This is a genomic window from Brevibacillus agri (assembly GCF_004117055.1).
Lineage (GTDB): Bacteria > Bacillota > Bacilli > Brevibacillales > Brevibacillaceae > Brevibacillus > Brevibacillus agri.
Genome location: NZ_CP026363.1, coordinates 1,848,491 through 1,865,925, shown reverse-complemented (window position 1 = coordinate 1,865,925; position 17,435 = coordinate 1,848,491). Strand labels below are relative to the sequence as shown.

13 protein-coding genes and 1 pseudogene are annotated in these 17,435 nt (G+C 54.0%); 6 read left to right on the top strand and 8 right to left on the bottom strand.

The features are described 5' to 3' along the window. Window positions 1-28: 28 nt before the first annotated feature. Window positions 29-2,101 (bottom strand): methyl-accepting chemotaxis protein, encoded by a 2,073-nt coding sequence (locus tag BA6348_RS09300; protein ID WP_005831595.1) that lies wholly within the window; start codon window positions 2,099-2,101, stop codon window positions 29-31. Between the two features lie 119 nt (window positions 2,102-2,220). Further along, entirely contained in the window at window positions 2,221-2,694 is a 474-nt protein-coding gene (locus tag BA6348_RS09295) for an N-acetyltransferase (RefSeq protein ID WP_005831597.1), read from the bottom strand. Window positions 2,695-2,892: 198 nt separating this feature from the next. Between BA6348_RS09295 and BA6348_RS09290 the strand changes: the two genes are divergently transcribed. Beyond that, on the top strand, window positions 2,893-3,486 hold the full coding sequence (locus tag BA6348_RS09290) for a TetR/AcrR family transcriptional regulator (protein WP_005831599.1): 594 nt from the start codon (window positions 2,893-2,895) through the stop codon (window positions 3,484-3,486). Between the two features lie 35 nt (window positions 3,487-3,521). On the opposite strand, the pseudogene BA6348_RS09285 reads toward BA6348_RS09290, so the two are convergent. Further along, window positions 3,522-4,700, bottom strand: a pseudogene (locus BA6348_RS09285) (peptide ABC transporter substrate-binding protein); the annotation flags it as partial. A gap of 149 nt (window positions 4,701-4,849) precedes the next feature. Here BA6348_RS09285 and BA6348_RS09280 point away from each other — a divergent pair. Beyond that, entirely contained in the window at window positions 4,850-7,342 is a 2,493-nt protein-coding gene (locus BA6348_RS09280) for a U32 family peptidase (protein WP_005831603.1), read from the top strand. 30 nt (window positions 7,343-7,372) lie between these two features. Beyond that, the gene (locus BA6348_RS09275; protein WP_005831605.1) at window positions 7,373-7,603 is read left to right on the top strand and encodes a DUF1128 domain-containing protein; all 231 of its coding nucleotides are present in this window, start codon (window positions 7,373-7,375) and stop codon (window positions 7,601-7,603) included. Between the two features lie 231 nt (window positions 7,604-7,834). Here BA6348_RS09275 and BA6348_RS09270 read toward each other — a convergent pair whose 3' ends face one another. Both BA6348_RS09270 and fabF read right to left on the bottom strand, forming a co-directional pair. Further along, window positions 7,835-9,331 (bottom strand): DHA2 family efflux MFS transporter permease subunit, encoded by a 1,497-nt coding sequence (locus BA6348_RS09270; protein WP_122953300.1) that lies wholly within the window; start codon window positions 9,329-9,331, stop codon window positions 7,835-7,837. Between the two features lie 399 nt (window positions 9,332-9,730). Next, the gene (fabF, locus tag BA6348_RS09265) at window positions 9,731-10,969 is read right to left on the bottom strand and encodes a beta-ketoacyl-ACP synthase II (RefSeq protein WP_007780944.1); all 1,239 of its coding nucleotides are present in this window, start codon (window positions 10,967-10,969) and stop codon (window positions 9,731-9,733) included. 126 nt (window positions 10,970-11,095) lie between these two features. Here fabF and BA6348_RS09260 point away from each other — a divergent pair, with 126 nt between their 5' ends. After that, window positions 11,096-11,959: a helix-turn-helix transcriptional regulator gene (locus BA6348_RS09260; RefSeq protein WP_005831609.1), complete on the top strand. Its 864-nt coding sequence runs from the start codon at window positions 11,096-11,098 to the stop codon at window positions 11,957-11,959. Window positions 11,960-12,160: 201 nt separating this feature from the next. Here the strand turns inward: BA6348_RS09260 and cimA are convergent, their stop codons facing one another. Next, a complete protein-coding gene (gene cimA / locus BA6348_RS09255; protein WP_005831611.1) occupies window positions 12,161-13,783 on the bottom strand; it encodes a citramalate synthase in 1,623 nt (540 codons plus the stop codon). A gap of 119 nt (window positions 13,784-13,902) precedes the next feature. Beyond that, entirely contained in the window at window positions 13,903-14,742 is an 840-nt protein-coding gene (locus tag BA6348_RS09250; RefSeq protein WP_005831614.1) for an alpha/beta hydrolase, read from the bottom strand. Between the two features lie 359 nt (window positions 14,743-15,101). Between BA6348_RS09250 and BA6348_RS09245 the strand changes: the two genes are divergently transcribed. Further along, window positions 15,102-16,466 carry a helix-turn-helix domain-containing protein gene (locus tag BA6348_RS09245; protein ID WP_122953301.1) on the top strand — a complete coding sequence of 455 codons (1,365 nt, stop codon included), beginning with the start codon at window positions 15,102-15,104 and terminating at the stop codon, window positions 16,464-16,466. Beyond that, complete coding sequence (locus BA6348_RS26585; RefSeq protein ID WP_155808637.1) at window positions 16,463-16,606, top strand: hypothetical protein; 144 nt, start codon at window positions 16,463-16,465, stop codon at window positions 16,604-16,606. The genes BA6348_RS09245 and BA6348_RS26585 overlap by 4 nt, the downstream gene beginning before the upstream one ends. A 184-nt stretch (window positions 16,607-16,790) precedes the next feature. Here BA6348_RS26585 and BA6348_RS09240 read toward each other — a convergent pair whose 3' ends face one another. Beyond that, the gene (locus tag BA6348_RS09240) at window positions 16,791-17,390 is read right to left on the bottom strand and encodes a hypothetical protein (protein WP_025847384.1); all 600 of its coding nucleotides are present in this window, start codon (window positions 17,388-17,390) and stop codon (window positions 16,791-16,793) included. Between the last annotated feature and the right edge of the window lie 45 nt (window positions 17,391-17,435).

Genomic DNA, 17,435 nt, shown 5'->3' with positions numbered 1-17,435 from the left:
CCCCTCCCACTCGCTATGTCTGACCCGCTTACTTGAGCACAAAGGCGGCGAGCGACCCGCGCAACTCGTCAGCCAGCTTCGCCAGTTGATCGGCGGATTGGGCGATCAGCTCCATGGCTGCGCTCTGCTCTTCTACCGCTGCGGAAATGCTCTGCACGCCAGCCGTCGCCTGAACAGACGCTGCCGAAACTTCCTTGGCCACGACTACGACCTGCTGGGCATCTGGCGCCATCCGTGCAAAAGCTTCGCTGACCCGGTTGATCTCGGCCGAGACGCGCAAAATATTTTGCTCGATCCGCTGGAACATTTCCCCCGATTGGCGGGCCGTTTTCATCCCGTGAGCGGTCGTCTCGGCCCCCTCTGCCATTTTCGCTACGACGATCATCGTGTCGTTTTGCACGTCGTTAATCATCCGCACAATTTGCTGCGCCGCTTCATTCGTGCCTTCTGACAGCTTGCGCACCTCCCCGGCCACGACCGCGAAGCCTTTTCCATGCTCCCCGGCGCGCGCCGCCTCGATCGCCGCATTCAGCGCGAGCAGATTGGTCTGTCTGGCAATCTCGGTAATGACGGAAATAATCCGCGAAATATCTTGCGACCGCTGCTCCAGCACGTGAATCACCTCAGTGGCAGCCGCTACGGAGCGATTGATTTCCTCCATGCTGATTATGACCGCCGTCACGGCCTCCCTGCCTTCCTCTGCGTGCTGCTTCATCTCGGTTGAGGACAGGCTGACCTGCCGCACATTTTCGGTGACGCCAGCGACATCGTTCGTCAGATCTACCGCCAGATTGAGCGTCTGGCCCATTTTTTCCATCTGGCTTTCGCTCGACGCCGCCACCTGATCGACGACCTGGACAATTTGCTGGCTGGACGCGGCGATTTCATTCGTGTTGCCGTGAATTTCCCGCACCGCATGCGCCACGGAAGCGGCGGCTTGCCCGACCTGCACGAGAATGCCGTGCAGTTGCTTTTGCATCGTGGACAGCGAGCGGGCCAGCTCGCCCAGCTCGTCCTTGCGCTTCAGCAGCTTGTCGGGAACGGCGGTGGTGAAGTCGCCATGTCCGATCCGTTCCGCCACGTGCAGCATCCCGCTAAAGGAGCGCCGCAGCCACCCCGCGGTGTAGAGCGAGATCGCAACGATCAGAAGCAGGACGACGCCGTTAAAGACGATCATCGCGGTTTGAATCCGGTTGGGCCCGGCCAAAATTTCCGTCATGTCGATCTCGGCCAGGATCGCCCACGTATGCTTCGCGACTTTTATCTGGTCAAACGAGACGAGCACAGGCTGCCCGCGAAAATCGACGCTCTGCTCTGTCCCTGCAAACCCTTCGGCCTGGAAAACTCGCTCGATGATCGGCGTGTCGACTGCTTGCTGCAAAATCGTCTCCTGGCCGCTGCCCAGTTGCGAACGCATCAGCTTGTCCGGCCCGACGAGATATATTTTTCCCGTCTCGCCCAGCCCCTCGCGCTGATTCAGCAGGCGGGAAATGTAATCGAGCGGCACTTCGACGGCGAGTTGCCCCATCATGAAGCCTTTTTCATAAATCGGAGCCGCAATGTACACACCCGGCACATTTCCTGACGGCTCGTACCTGCCGAGGTCAGACACTTCCGCACTCTGGCCCTTCACGACCTGCTGGACGGTTTGCCCCAGCACAGAGTTGGCGTGCGGCCCCGTCAGCAAATTGGTGCCGAAGTCAGACTGCGGCTTCGTCTCGTAGACGATTTCGCCTGTTTCATTGAGCAAGTAGGCGTTGGAAAAGCCGTAGCGCGCGGCCTCCATCTTCAGTTCCTTGGCGTAGGTCATCTCTGCCTCTTTGTAGGCAGCGGATTCCCTTCCCTCCTGCCACAGTTCCTGAAAGACAGAAAGGGCAGAGATCACTGTTCCCGAGGCGGCCAGCGTATCGACGTTTCTGGTGCGCTCGCGAAAGTAATTCTCCACCTGCTCCTTGTTGCTGAGCCGCAATGCCTCCAGCTTGGCCGCACTGCCGTCCAGCAATTCCTGTTTAGTCTCCTGATAAGCAAACACACCTGCCGCCGTTAACGGTACAATACTCGCGACTAAGAGCACAATCAATACGCGCGCGCCCAGCTTCATGGAAAGCCCCCCAATTTTGAACGTTCATTTCTGATTCAATATTCTCTATATTTTTATTATTGTTACGAATATAGTACCAGAAATGAAAAAAGGAAGGCTATACCAAATGTATCAAAATATCAGGCTGTCTCAAAAATCATCGCGATCTCGTCGCACATCGGCAGTTTGGAACAGTTGATGCAGTCTTTCCACACCTTTTGCGGCAACGTTTCCTTCGCGACGATCCAGAATCCGCATTTTTCAAAAAAAGCTTTTTGATAAGTCAACGCAAGCACCCGCTTGATTCCCAGGTTGCGGCACTGCTCTACCAGATGGAGAACGAGATGCTTGCCCACGCCCATGCCCTTTGCTTTTTCCGCAATCGCCAGCGAGCGAATTTCGGCCAAATCCTCCCACAAAATATGCAGTCCGGCAACTCCCACCACTGTATCTCCATCATGAGCGACGATAAATGACTGCAAATTTTCACAGACAGAAAGTTTCGTACGCGGCAGCATCAATCCCTGTTGTGCATATTCATTAATGATCTCCAACATGGCATCGACGTCCTTCATCATTGCCTGACGTACTGTCAGCGCTTTTACAACGCTCATTTTACACTCCTCCACCCCATGCTCTTACGGCTCGGTATGATTTAATATTTATTCATTATAGTATATAAATATACATTCGACGTCCCGAGAAGTCTATCCCTTTTTTTGCCCTTTTTCACGGGAAATGTACGGAAAATTCTTTTGTAAGTAACTGTTATGTTATAATCAAGCAAACGAAGCAGAGGAGGTACTACCTTTTTGACGACGAGACGGGAGCGAAAAAAGCGGGAAACTCGCGAAAAAATATTCAATGCCGCGATCAAGCTGTTCAAGCTGCACGGCTTTGAAGCCACGACCATCGACATGATCTCGGAAGAAGCAGACGTCGCGCGCGGCACCATTTTTCTGCATTTCACGTCAAAGGAAGCGATCCTCGCGAACTGGGGATACGAGCGGCTTCATGAAATCGAAGAGCGCCGCCAGGAATGGGATTACGGGGACGATTGCAAGTCCAAGGTCTTGCGAATTTACAAGATCATGAACGAGGTGACGATCACGAACTTCGACTTCATCAAGGTCGTCGTGGAATCGTCAATGAAGCATCGCAAAGTGCTGGAAAACGAAAAGAACATGTACTTCGAGCTGCGGCAACTGTTCGCCGATCTGATCGAGGAAGCGCAGGAAAAACAGCAGCTCAAGACCAAGTTCAATCCGCTCGTAGCGGCGAACATGCTGGAAAACATTTACTACAACGCTCTGTACGACTGGGTGCGCAGCGAAGGCGCATGGGCGTTGGAAGAGATTATGGAAGAGAAGGTTTCGATCGTATTCGAAGGGCTGGTCGTGGATTAATCCAAGCGACCAGCCCTTCGAGTTTGTTTTCCCGCCTATTCAAAGTACGCCCATTTGTATTGGGCATGGCCCAGGCCGGAAATGACGACGTCCTTCAGGCGCGGATTTTTGGCGTACACCGTCGATTTGAAGTAGAACGGGATCACCGGCATTTCGTCGACCAACAGCTTTTCAGCCTCTTGCAAGATCGCCTTGCGCTTGGCGGCGTCCTTTTCCTTGGAGGACTGGGCGAGCAGGTCGGCGTATGCCTTGCTCTCCCATCTCGTATGGTTGTTGCCTTCTTTCGTGCGGAAAATTTCCAGGAAGTTGATCGGGTCGTTGAAGTCGCCCGTCCAGCCCATGCGCGCTACCTGGAACTTGCCGTTTTTCACGTTTTCGTAGTACACGTTCCACTCCTGGTTTTCCAGCTTCACCTGTACCCCGAGATTTTTTTGCCACATGTCCTGCACGGCTTGCGCGATCTTCGCCTGCGCTTCCTCTGTATTGCAGGAAAGCGTGATCGGCGGCAGCTTGTCGACGCTGGCATAACCTTCTTCCTTCATGCCTTCTGCCAGAAGCTGCTTCGCTTTTTCCACATCGTTGTCCTTGAACAAGCCTTGTCCGTTCTCCGCAAACATGGTCGGCGGCACGACCGCCGTCGCCACCAGCTCTCCGCCCTGTGTCACGTTGTCCACGATGTCCTGGCGGCTGATCGCATACGCGAACGCTTGGCGAATTTGCTTATTATTGAACGGTTTTTGCTCTGTGTTAAATTCGTACCAGTACGTTCCGGCTTTCGGGGTAATTTCCAGCAGGCCCTTTTCTTTCAGCGTCTGCATCGCGTCGAGCGGCAAGTTTCCGGTCGGGGCGCCCGCCCAGTCCAGATCGCCGTTTTCCAGCATCGACAGCTCCGTGTTGGCATCGTTGATGATGTTCATTTCGATTTTCGTCAGCTTGACTGTGTCCGCATCCCAGTAATGCTCGTTTTTTTCCAGCACGAGCTTGTTTTTATGCTCCCAGGCAGCGAGCTTGAACGGCCCGTTCGAGGTGTAGTTCGGCCCCGCATCCTTGGCCCAGTCGGGGTGCGCGGCCGCGACCTTCGCGTTGACCGGGAAATAGCTGTAGAAAGCCGTCAACTCCAGGAAAAAGGGAGTCGGATTTTCCAATTGGACAACCAGCGTCTTGTCATCCGTCGCCTTCACGCCGATCTCCTCCGGCTTCGCTTTGCCGCTGAAGTTCTTACATAACACCATCATATTCACACTTTCTGGAAGCGACAATTTTCAACATTTGGAGAAGTGGAGGTTTTTGTTGCGGGAGCAAAGACATTTCCCTATGATGAAGAAGAGCTTGTTTTATAGACCTTGGAGGTAATGACATTCACATGCGAAATGGAATAAAGCGAGAAGATATTGAGCTGTTGGCTCCTGCCGGCAACTGGGACTGTTTGAAGGCCGCTGTCGCGAATGGTGCCAACGCCGTCTTTTTCGGGGTGGAAAAGTTCAACGCCCGCGCACGCGCGGAGAACTTCCACATGGCTGAACTGCCTGAGATAATGGCTTATTTGCATATGTACGGTGTAAAAGGGTTTCTTACCTTTAATATTCTTGTGTTCGAGAACGAGCTGGAGGATGCGCGCGAGCTGATTGACGCCTGTATTCACGCCGGGGTGGACGCGGTCATCGTCCAGGACCTCGGTCTGGTGAAGCTGATTCGCGAAATCTCCCCTGACTTCCCGATTCACGGCTCCACGCAGATGACGATCACTTCGCCGGAAGCGGTCGAATTTACGAAGCCATTCAACATCGAGCGCGTCGTACTGGGACGGGAAAACTCGCTCAAGGAAATCAAGAAGATCGGGGAAAAAGCGAAGCTGCCGATGGAAGTATTCGTCCACGGCGCGCTGTGCGTGTCCTACTCCGGCCAATGCCTGACTTCGGAAATGTGGGGCGGACGCTCGGCCAACCGAGGCGAATGCGCCCAGGCTTGCCGCCTGCCGTACGATCTGATGGTCGACGGCGTGCAAAAGGACATGGGCAACATCGCGTACGTCCTCTCGCCAAAAGACCTGGCTGCCATTGACCTCGTTCCTGAGCTGATCGAGGCGGGCGTGACTTCGTTCAAAATCGAAGGCCGCCTGAAATCGCCGGAGTACGTCGCCAACGTGGTCAGCAAGTACAACGCGGCCATCGAGCGCTACTTTGCCGGAGAGGATACGGGTCCGACCGAAGTCGAGGTTCGCGAGCTGCAGCAAAGCTTTTCCCGCGGCTTTACCCATGGATTTTTGGAAGGAACGAACAACAAGCAACTCGTGGACGGCTCGTTCCCGAAAAGCCGCGGCGTGTTTTTGGGCACAGTGAAAAAGCTGCTCGGCACAAGCGTGCTCGTCGAAATTGCCGCTCCCGTCAAGCGCGGTGACGGCATCGTGTTCGACGCGGGCGATCCGACGCAAAAGGAAGAAGGCGGACGCGTCTACGATATTCTCTCCCGCGGCAAAAAGGTCGAGGGCGAAGTCGAAAAAGGCTTGTACGAGATCGTCATGGGCCGCAACGACGTCAACCTGAAGCGGCTCCACGTGGGCGACCGCGTATGGAAAACGAGCGACCCTGAGCTGGATCGCCGCCTGCGCAAAACGTTTGAAACGGAAAAGCCGTACCGCACTTTCCCGCTCGCCGTGCACGTCAGCGGCAAACTGGGCGAGATGCTCAGCATCACCTGGGTGGACAAACAGGCGAACCACGCTGTGACCGTACCGTCGGAAAAGCCGCTTGAGGCTGCCGTGAAGCGCCCGTTGACGCATGAGCTGCTGCACGACCAGTTAAGCCGTCTGGGCGGAACGATTTTCCATCTGGACGCTCGCGACCTGACTGTCGATCTGGACGGAGACTTGATCGTGCCTGTCAGCGAGCTGAACCGGATGCGCCGGGAGGCCGTGGAGCAGCTCGTCTATTTGCGCTCCAAGCCGCCTGTCTACCGCCATCGCGACGTAGACGTGTACGCGGACGTGCCTCGCACACAGCCAGTGGAAAAGCCGATGCTGACTGCGCTGTGCCGCTCGCTTGAGCAACTGGAGGCGGCGGCGCAGACGGACGTCGATTTCCTTTACGCGGACTTCGAATTCGTCAAGCAGTACCCGGAAGGCGTCAAGCTGGCGCACAAGTACGGGAAAAAAATCGGGATCGCGACGATGCGCATTCACATGCCGGACGAAAACGGCGTGCTCGCCCTGATCGCCAAAAGCAAGCCGGACGCGATTCTCGTGCGCAACACCGGGGCACTCTACTACTACCTGTCCCGCAAGGACGAAATCGACATCCCGCTGATCGGCGATTTCTCCCTGAACGTAGCCAACCATAAAGCTGTCGAGCTGTTTCTCGAAGCGGGCCTGACACGGGTCACGCCTTCGTACGATTTGAACATCCAGCAGATGGTGGACCTGCTCGGCCGCTCCAACGCCGCCAAAATGGAGCTGGTCATCCATCAGCACATGCCGATGTTCCATACCGAGCATTGCGTGTACTGCACGTTCATGAGTGAGGGAACCGACCACACCAACTGCGGAACCCCGTGCGAAACCTCTCGCATCTCGCTCAAGGATCGCGTCGGCTTCTCGCACCCGGTGCGGGTGGACACCGGCTGCCGCAACACGGTGTACAACGCCATCGACCAGTCGGGCGCAGAGTATTTGAACGAGTTTCGCTCCCTGCACGTCGGCAGCTACCGCATCGAGTTTTTGGAGGAAGAACCGGAGCGTGTGCGCGAAGTCATCAGCCTGTACCGTCAGGCTCTGCGCGGAGAAGTTAGCGGCACACACGTATGGCGCACACTGAAGGCAACCAACCAGCTTGGCGTCACGCGTGGGCAGCTTACCAAATAACTAGCAGCGTTTTTGGAGAGGAGACCAACCATGGCAGATTTGAAAGAGGCGACCCAGGAAAATTTGGCGGTGCTGATCGAAGGCATCAAAGCGAAGCTGAACATGGCGAACACGGCCGTCATGCGCGCGGAAGATTTTGACCTTGTTCATTACGAGGACCTGTTGTACTTGTACAACATGGTGCAGAAAAAAACGGCGTTCGGCATCAATGAGATGACGGCGATCGTGGAAGAATTGGGTGCAATGCGAAAGCAGTCCTAGCGAACATATCGGATGAAGTAGGTTGAAGCGTCGCCTCCCGTTTGGGAAGCGGCGCTTTTTTGCTGGGTGTGTCCGGTTCGCATCTTGGTAGCTGCTTGTTTGGTCGGGATCGCACTGTTGTACTCGCTCGTACTCACTCTCGCTTACTCTCACTCGCTCACCCTCGCCCCTTCACCCTCACCCGCTCGCCAAGGCTATCGTCGCAGCCTTTCAGCAGAAGAATCGCGTTAGTTACGAGAGCTGGGGCACTCGCTTTTTCGCGGTTACCTTTTCCGGACGTGGCGTGTTGTTGCGCAAAAACAGCGCCAAAATCAGGGCGATGACGGTAAACAGCGTGGCGATCCAGAAGGCGTCGTTCGTCCCCATGGCGATTCCTTGCTTCGTCGCCAGCTCCATCTGTGCCAGATCGGTCGGATTGAGGTGCTGGCTTCGTACAATGTCTGCCATGTGGGCGGCGCTTTTCGTCGTCATGATCGTGACAAACAGCGCCGTGCCAAGCGCTCCCCCGATGGCGTTGACCGTGTTGGACATGGCGGTCCCGTGCGGGTTCAGCCGCAGCGGCAGCGCATTCAGTCCGGACGTCATTACCGGCATCATCAGCATGGACAGCCCGAACATGCGCACCGTGTACAACGTGACCAGGTAGCTGTAGCTAGTAGACAGGCTCAGCTTCGTAAAGCCGTAGGTCGTGACGATGGTGATGACAAGCCCGATCCAGGCGAGCCATTTGGCGCCAAACTTGTCAAACAGCTTGCCCGTAATCGGCGACATGATGCCTATAAGAATGCTCCCCGGCAAAAGCAGCAGACCTGACTGCACAGGAGTAAAGTGCAGGATGTTTTGCACGTAGACCGGAAGCAAGATCATGCCCGAGTAGAGCGACATGTTGACCAATAGGCTGATGAGCACGGCCAGCGTATAGGCCGGGGTCTGGAAAATGCGAAACTCGAGCATGGCATGGTCGATGGACAACTGCCGCCAGACAAAGGCGGCCAGGCTGATACAGCCGATGAGCAGCATGAGGATGACCTCGGTACTTCTCCACCCCGCTCCGCCAGCCGTGCTGAAGCCGTACAGCAGCCCGCCGAAGCCGACTGTCGACAGCACGACTCCCCAGAAGTCCAGCTTCGGATTGGCTGTCGCGGTCACGTTTTTCAGGATGAAAAACGAAACGAGCAAAACGATCAGGGCGATCGGCAACACGACGAAAAACAGCAGGCGCCAGAAGTAATGCTCGACGATCCAGCCGGATAAGGTCGGGCCAATCGCCGGGGCAAATACCATGGTGATGCCGACGATCCCCATAGCCGAGCCGCGGCGCTCTGCGGGGAACAGGTTGAAAATGACGTTGGTCATGAGCGGCATGAGGATGCCTGCCCCCGCTGCCTGCACGACTCGTCCGAGCAGCATGATGGCGAAGCTGGGCGCGATGCCGCAGACGAGGGTTCCCGCGGCAAAGAGGCTCATCGCGGAAATGAACAACTGCCTGGTCGTGTATTTTTCCATCAAAAAAGCGGTGGTAGGGATCAGGACGCCGTTGACCAGCATGTAGATGGTGATGACCCATTGCGCGGTCGAGGTGGTGATGTGGAACTGCTCCATCAGCTTGGGCAGAGCGACGTTGAGAAGCGTCTGGTTGAGCAGGGCCGCAATCGCGCCAGCAATGATGACACCGAGAATCGGTGCCCGGTGGATGTTTGTTTCTTTGACTCGCTGCTCGCTTGCCATGCATGATTCCCCTTTTTCGGTTCTGGTTTGATCGTCTACGTTTTCGTGGATTGGGTTTCTTCGTTAATCTGCAGACTTTTTCCAGATGGCATTCCGGGTGAGGGGATGGAAGCAGTCACTCTTTGTACATCGGCAGCTTTCGGGTGTGTGCTCGGTTTTGGGGCTTTCCCGATTAGCAGGCTGGCTCTATAATCTTTCTCTCATTTTCCGCACATCAAGATTCCTGCCAATCACTAAACCAATTCGCAAGTCGATACGAATCACTCCTTGAAGTTCAAAAAACGGGGCAATCGGTTCCTTGCTATTTTGAAACCGGATTAAGATTTCTTTGTTTAAATTTGCCACGACACAAAAAAGAACCTCCCCAAACAACTTGGAAAGGTTCCGAAAAACTCCATCTTACCCCTCGTACTTCCGCAAAACAATCACCGCATTATGGCCGCCAAAGCCAAAGGAGTTGGACATCCCGATGTTCAGCGGCATCTGGCGGGCTGTGTTCGGTACGTAGTCGAGATCGCAGACCGGGTCGCGCTCCTCTTGGTTGATCGTCGGCGGCACGATTCCCTCCTGGAGGCTTTTGACCAGGGCGATGGCTTCTGCGCCTCCGGCTGCGCCAAACATATGCCCCGTCATCGACTTGTTTGCCGTGATCGGGATGCGCTTTGCGTGCTCGCCGAACAAACGCTTGATCGCCAACGTCTCCGAGCGGTCCCCGATTTCGGTGCTGGTGGCGTGGGCGCTGATGACGTCTACCTCGCCCGGCTGGATGCCTGCTTCTTCCAGCGCCCACTTCATCGCCCGGTACGGCCCGATGCCTTCCGGATGGGTCGCGACCATGTGGTAGGCGTCCGAGCTGGCGCCGTAGCCGATGACCTCTGCGTAAATGCGAGCGTCGCGTCTCAGCGCATGCGAAAGCGATTCCAGAATGAGGATGCCTGCGCCTTCTGCCATGACGAAGCCATCCCGCTTCGCGTCGAACGGCCGGCTCGCGGCTGTCGGATCGTCGTTTCGCGTGGACAAGGCCGTGGCGTTGCTGAAGCTTGCCAGCGACACCTCGTTGATCGCGGCCTCGGTTCCTCCGGCAATGACGACATCTGCCCGGCCGGAGCGAATGAGGCGAAACGCTTCGCCAATCGCCGTGTTGCCGATCGAGCAGGCTGTGACAGGCGACATGGTCGGGCCGTAGATGCCGTACTTGATGCTAATCATGGCTGGCGCAATGTTGGAAATCAGCATCGGCACGAGCGTCGGGCTGATCCGCTCCGGTCCTCGGTTGCGCAGCATGTCGTGCTGCTCCAGAAGCGTCTGCACGCCGCCGATGCCGGAGCCGACGTAGACGCCCACCCGCTCGCGGTCGCACTCTTCCAGCCTAAGCCCCGCGTCTTCCAGCGCTTCATCCGTAGCCGCGATGGCGAACTGGCAAAAGCGGTCCATGCGCCGCGCCTCTTTGCGCCCGAAGCGAGCCTCCGGATCGAAGTCGCGGACGAGTCCGGCGATTTTCGTTTTGAACCGCGATGTATCGAATCTATCAATTTGCGAAATGCCTGATTTTCCTTGCGTCAAGCTGCTCCAAAACTGCTGTACGTCGCTGCCGACAGGCGAAATGACGCCCATCCCTGTAACCACTACTTTTTCCATGGTTATCCTCCTTTGCAAGTCCTTATGGAAACCATCTTGTCGCACGTGTTATCCTATTACAAGTTTTTGTTTATCCTAGTATAACAAGTAACAGCTTGGGCTAAAAGACCAGGATAGGAGGCGGCTATGAACAATCAGACACGCCTGCAGGCTCTCTCGTCGTTTTTAAAAGCGCAGCGCGCCAAAATTCTCCCGCAATCAGTCGGCCTCGCCCCTGGCACCCGCCGCCGGACACCCGGGTTGCGCCGCGAGGAAGTGGCGCAGTTGGCGGGCGTCAGCTCCACCTGGTACACGTGGCTGGAGCAAGGCAGGGACATCAAAGTCTCTCCTTCTGTGCTGGACGCCGTATCCAAAGCGCTGCAACTGACGGTCGACGAGCGCAAATATTTGTACGCGCTGGCGCTGGAAAGCGGGACGGGCATTGGCACGAGCCTGCAAAAAGAAGAACCGCCGCAGATCAGCCCCGCGCTGGAAAGAATTTTGCACGAGCTGCGCTCCTGTCCGACGATCATCTCCGACAGGCGACTGCACATCGTCGGCTGGAACAACGCCGCGGCGCACGTCTTTCTCGACTTCGAGCAAATTCCTTTTGAAGAGCGCAACCTGATCCGGCTGCTGTTCACGCGAAAAGAGCTGCGGCGGCTCGCCGTCAACTGGGAGCATTTCGTCAGTGGTTTTCTCGCGATTTTCCGGGCGTACTACGGGCAGTACGTCGAGGACGAATGGTACGCGCATTTTTTGACTGAAATGAAAAAAGTTCACCCCGATTTCCAAACGCTCTGGGAGCAGAGCCACGTCAGCTCCGCCCCCGAGGTGTTGCTTGAATTTCGCCACGCCAAGGCCGGAAAAATGCAGTTCCATCTGACCTCCCTGCAAGTGCAGGGCAGCGCTGACCTGCGTTGCAGCATCTACACGCCAGATCCCCAGTCCTCGACGGAAACGAAGCTGCGCCAACTGATTGATCGGCCTGCTTCGGAGACAGCCGACTGAGCAGGCAAACGCCAAACAAAAAGACCAGCTCGCTCTCACCCGAGCCGCTCTCCCCCTGTCAGATGTAGCTGACAAAAAGAGAGCAGCTCCCCGGAGCTTTGCTGGTCTTTTTTTAACGAGTAAACGGGGGGAACGCGTTAAACGCGCTTAACGTGCTACCGCTCGCGCGCGGTCAACAAGGCTTTCCATCCCGTAGGACGGTCAATGATTGACGATCCCAACCCGCGCTTCCGCAGAAGCCAGATGGCCCGCTTCCTCGCAGCCTTCCTTCCACAAGAAGTAGCGAATACTGTCCGCAAGTGCCTCCCAGCTCGCTTCGATCACGTTGGTCGAGACGCCGACCGTGCTCCACTTTTCGCCGTTGCTCGCCGATTCGATCAGGACGCGGACCTTGGCTGCCGTCGCCCCGTTTTCATCCAGGACACGCACCTTGTAATCGGCGAGGTGCATGTTGGCGATACAGGGGTAGTAGCTCTCCAGCGCTTTGCGCATGGCGTTGTCCAGCGCATTGACAGGGCCGTTTCCGTCCGCTGCCGTATGGACGCTCTCGCCATTTACGCGCAGCTTGACGGTCGCCTCGGACGTGATCGACTGGACGGCTGCCTTTTCCATCAAAATTTTGAAAGAATCGAGCGTGAACAAATTTTTCAGCTTGCCCGCCGCCGCAAGCAGCATGAGCGTGAGCGAAGCCTCCGCGCCCTCGTACTGGTAGCCCTGGAACTCGCGCTCTTTGATGCGCGTGATGATCTCGCGGGTCTTTTCCCGATCCAGCGACAAATCAATCTCCAGCTCTTCCATTTTGGCGAGCAGATTGCTTTGGCCGGCCAGCTCGGAGACGAGCACGCGGCGCTTGTTGCCGATGTTTTCCGGCTCGATGTGCTCATACGTCTTCGGATCGCGCAGAACCGCGCTGACGTGGATGCCGCCCTTGTGCGCAAAGGCGCTGTGCCCGACAAACGGCTGATTGTTAGGCAGCGTCATGTTGGCGATCTCCGCCACGTAGCGCGACAGTTGCGTCAGCTCCTGAAGCTGCTCGCTGCTCACGCATTCGTACCCGAGCTTGAGCTGCAGATTGGGCACGACAGAAATCAGGTTGACGTTTCCACAGCGTTCCCCGATGCCGTTGATCGTCCCTTGTACTTGCTTGGCTCCGGCTTGCACCGCCGCCAGCGCGTTCGCTACCGCTACGCCGCTGTCGTTGTGCGGGTGGATGCCGAGCGGCGTGTGCAGATGACCGACAGCCGCCTTGACGATCTCGTACACTTCATGCGGCAGGCTTCCGCCATTTGTATCGCAGAGGACGATCCAGTCCGCTCCGGCTTCCTCGGCGGCTTCCAGCACGCGCAGGGCATAGCGCGGGTTTGCTTTGTAGCCGTCGAAAAAATGCTCCGCCAAAAACAGCGTCGTCAAGCCTTTATGTTTCAGAAAAGCCACCGAATCGGCGACCATGCGCAAGTTTTCTTCCAGTGTCGTTTTCAAAGCGTCTGTGACGTGCAAGTCCCAGGACTTCCCGAAGATCGCCGCCGCCTGCACGCCGCTTGCGATCAGGGCTTGCAGGTTGTCGTCCGCGGATGCCGCCACATTCGGTCGACAGGTGCTGCCGAAAGCGGTCACCTTGGCATGCTGGAGCGGAACCTCGCGGATGCGTTCAAAAAACGCCATGTCCTTTGGATTGCTCCCCGGCCAGCCGCCTTCGATAAAATCAATGCCGAACTGATCCAGCCGCAGTGCGATCTTTATCTTGTCTTCCACCGACAGGCTGATCCCCTCTCCCTGCGTCCCATCTCGCAGGGTTGTATCATACAGATACACCTTGCTGTTCATGTTTCTTCTCCACCTATTCCTGATTTTTTTCTGAATAATCACATCATTTTAATCTTTAGACGTTACCCAGTATATCATAGCCTAAATGGATTGAAAACGCAGGAAAATCGCGGCTTTTTCTATGTCCGCGGGGCGAGGACAAAAGCTGCCGTCTGCTTGATCGCTTCCTCTAACGGAGCCGAAGTGCCCGCAAATGGATGACGCGCGTTAAATGTATGGTCGCCGCCTTCGATCCAGTGCAGCTCGCTGTTTTTCGCAGCCTGGTGGATTCTTTTGGCAGCCTCTACCAGACGGACAAAATCTTTTTCTCCGCTAATGATGCACAGCGGCTTTTCCATAGTCGCTACTTTGGCCAAAATGTCATACTCGTCCCGGTTCTGGTCGACATCGTCAATGACGACGCGCGTAATCGGCATGTTTTGTCCGGTGCGCGCATTCGCTATGTACCCGACGCCATTTTCCTCGATTTGTTTGCGCAGCGCTGCGTCGAACAGGTTGACGTCGCCGATGCCGTTCCACGTCACGATGCCTGTCACATGCGGATTGTTCGCGCCAAACAGGATGGCATCTCCGCCGCCTTTGCTGTGTCCAAGCACGTACAGCTTCGTTTTGTCCACGCAGGCGGGCAAAGAAAGCTCGCCAGACACGATCCGCTCGACCAGTGCGTGCAGGTCGGCAAGCTCGCGGGCATACGTGTTGCGCCCGAATTTTTCCAGCTCATCAAACTCGGTCAGGCTCTCCCCGACGCCGTTGCAACTGAAATTGAAGCGAATCGTCGCAATGCCTCGTTTCGCCAACTCATCCGCTACGTACGGAAAGCTGCCCCAGTCCTTGAAGCCTTTGAAGCCGTGGCAAAACAAAAGCAGCGGCTGCGCAGACCCGGCTGCTTCCTCCGTATGTATGTTTCCTCGCAGTGTCAATCCTTCTCCCAGATCAATGGAAAACGCTTCCTGTCTCATGCTCGTTCTCCTTCCTCGTTACGTGATGATCGCCGCTCTCGGGGCTGAAATGGTGCTCGCTGCCCGCCCGCGGCGACAGTTACTTTTATTATGCCGCATCCCTTGGGCAAATGGGGGGTTTTTTGCAATACATGTATACAATCGTGGCTCGAGTAGTGCCCAGGATCTCCGAAACTTTCAGAGGTTCCTTTATTTCCTGCATCATAACTTCTCTTCTTATTTACCATAAATAACCTTTTATTTACTTTTACTGGATATCGCAGTAATATAATATATAGTTTAAGTACATAACGTTTTCTATCGAGCAAAGAAATTGGCAGAAGGAAATCAGTAATTCATGTATTTGAGGAGTGTTACTTATGGGGGTAATGGTCCAGCCGTCATTGCGATCAGAGATCGAAAGGAATTTGAAACTGACAGGGTTTACAATTAGTAAGCTCAGCGAATTAACCGGCATTAATTCAGGGACGCTCAGCACGATTCTCAATGGTAATCCTCCTCGTCCCATGACGATATGCCAACTGGATCAACTGGCCATTGCGTTTGGGCACGAGCCAGGATGGTTATACGAACTGTATCCGGAAGAATGTATAACAGAGGACAAATTTTCCCGTCCACGTGTTATCCCGTATCTGGCTCGCTGTGCTGAACTCGGCCGACAGGATTGTATTAGCGAGACTGCCTCAAAGCTGCTGGAGAATCCTAAAAATATCAGAATCCTTTTTTCAGTAGCCGAGCAGCTTTCTGAAAAAGGGAAACTGAAGGAGTCAATCCCTTTTTATCTGCTCGTAATCGATAACGAAAAGGATAGCTATGCTAATCACTTTGTGATGAGCCAGTATCGACTGTTCCGAGCTGCCGAAGGGATGAACTCTGAAGAAAAGTTTAAGGCTGTTATCCGCTTTGAACCATATAGAAGGCGGTTGCCTGAAAACCATCAGCTTGATGCGCTATTGCACCTGGCAAAGATTTGTTACACCCTGCGCAGGTGGGAAGACGTCGGGAAATACGCTGATGAATTAAGGGAATTAGCAACAATTGTCTATGAAGATGAGCTTCGTAGACGAAAAAACAACAAGCCTAGTGAATTACCAAAAACAGAGCGTCCTTTGATTCTGTACTATGGACAGGGTTATCTTTTAAAAGCTGTAGCACTGAAAAATATGGGCAAGTATGAAGAATCAAAGATTTACACGAATGGCTATGCTGATTTAAGCTGGTTTGAAATTCGCGATCAAGAAAGCGAAGCAGAAGTTGATAAGCTTCGATTATGGGCTTTAGCTAACTCATACACTTTGTCTATGTCTATGGGAAACACGGAGGTTCTGTCAGATTACCTTGAGTTCCTTTCCGAAAATCCAAAGGAGATACTTCCCGGTCTGGTAACGATAATCAAGTCTGCCAATGAGTTTGGTTTTCCAGTTGAATCAGTATTAGAGCGATTTTCAGAAGATATAGAAGGATTTAGAAATGCTAAGGGGGTTATTGATAAAATTCATCATCTTCACTTCAGATACCATTTAGCGGTATACTTGTTTAAAAAAGGGAAGTATTCAGAGGGCTTGGATGAAACTTTACGGTGCCTTATTTTAACTACTGCATCCAAGGACTTTGATTATTTCAAAAGCTGTATTGGTATGTTTTGGTCACATCTTCAACATGCATCGGATGAACAGAAAAAGATCTTTCAAAGTGTTGTAGACGAAAGGAGCGAGAAAACATGAAGAAATTTGTAAAAGGGTTTGTATTATCATTATGCTTGGTATTGGGTTTAGGATTCGGTATTAACGTCCATATTGCAGATGGAAAAGTAATCACAATAAAACCTCCAATCATTCAATACGATCATGGTGTGGGCGGCTGATAAATTCTCCGAATCTACTACCTAACCAACAAAAAATCGCCGGGTGGGTCAGTTCTAAACCAGCGATGGTGGGTCAAAATAAAGTCGGCGTTGACACATACCGCATGGTTTGCAACGTTGGTATATTTCTTCGACCAGAGGTTTCAATAATCGCAGGTACGGTGCTATGGCTTCCTGCTCTTGTTCATTGAACTCTTGTGGTGCTGTAAGCTGTATAAGCGTGGATCTGAGCAAAGTTCATCAAGAAGGGGATAGGATCTGACCCTGGCTTATTGCTGTAGAGATAAACCGAATAATCGGCATTACCCCCAACATCGCTAGACCAAGAAGCGAGATACCTCTCTGGCTTTTGGTTGCTGCCCTTTACCTTGACTTTTACCCCATCAGTGCTATCAAAATCTACCGGATGTGCTGCGAAACAAGCTCGTATCTGCTTAAAATACCTGTCATCTGGTACAGGCTTGTTAAAGATGGAGTTGTCACCTTTTAACAGATGCTCAAGATCGAATACCTGAAGCAGCTTCTTTACTGACTCGACAACTATGTCGTAAGTCATTATTAACTGTGCGACATTTAGTGAACGAACGTCATCAATTTCATGGTTCAAGTCGATGTACGGTAAACCATTAACGCTGACGCTAAGCCAATCTTTTGCAGAACAGATCAGGTTCCAGCGGTTTTCTCCGTTGAAGTCACAGTAGGCGTTAATCAAAAAATCATCATGGTCGAAGACAGCTTGTTTGAATTGCTGTAGTAATGAATCATCTAATGTGTACGGGTTCATAGTTCACCTTACTTCGAGTTGATAGCTTTCCATCAATTTTATCTG

Coding starts and splice junctions, on each gene's coding strand:
- BA6348_RS09300 (WP_005831595.1), bottom strand. CDS start 2,101: ATGAAGCTGGGCGCGCGCGTATTGATTGTGCTCTTAGTCGCGAGTATT.
- BA6348_RS09295 (WP_005831597.1), bottom strand. CDS start 2,694: ATGAGCGTTGTAAAAGCGCTGACAGTACGTCAGGCAATGATGAAGGAC.
- BA6348_RS09280 (WP_005831603.1), top strand. CDS start 4,850: ATGCGAAATGGAATAAAGCGAGAAGATATTGAGCTGTTGGCTCCTGCC.
- BA6348_RS09275 (WP_005831605.1), top strand. CDS start 7,373: ATGGCAGATTTGAAAGAGGCGACCCAGGAAAATTTGGCGGTGCTGATC.
- BA6348_RS09270 (WP_122953300.1), bottom strand. CDS start 9,331: ATGGCAAGCGAGCAGCGAGTCAAAGAAACAAACATCCACCGGGCACCG.
- fabF (WP_007780944.1), bottom strand. CDS start 10,969: ATGGAAAAAGTAGTGGTTACAGGGATGGGCGTCATTTCGCCTGTCGGC.
- BA6348_RS09260 (WP_005831609.1), top strand. CDS start 11,096: ATGAACAATCAGACACGCCTGCAGGCTCTCTCGTCGTTTTTAAAAGCG.
- cimA (WP_005831611.1), bottom strand. CDS start 13,783: ATGAACAGCAAGGTGTATCTGTATGATACAACCCTGCGAGATGGGACG.
- BA6348_RS09250 (WP_005831614.1), bottom strand. CDS start 14,742: ATGAGACAGGAAGCGTTTTCCATTGATCTGGGAGAAGGATTGACACTG.
- BA6348_RS09245 (WP_122953301.1), top strand. CDS start 15,102: ATGGGGGTAATGGTCCAGCCGTCATTGCGATCAGAGATCGAAAGGAAT.
- BA6348_RS26585 (WP_155808637.1), top strand. CDS start 16,463: ATGAAGAAATTTGTAAAAGGGTTTGTATTATCATTATGCTTGGTATTG.
- BA6348_RS09240 (WP_025847384.1), bottom strand. CDS start 17,390: ATGAACCCGTACACATTAGATGATTCATTACTACAGCAATTCAAACAA.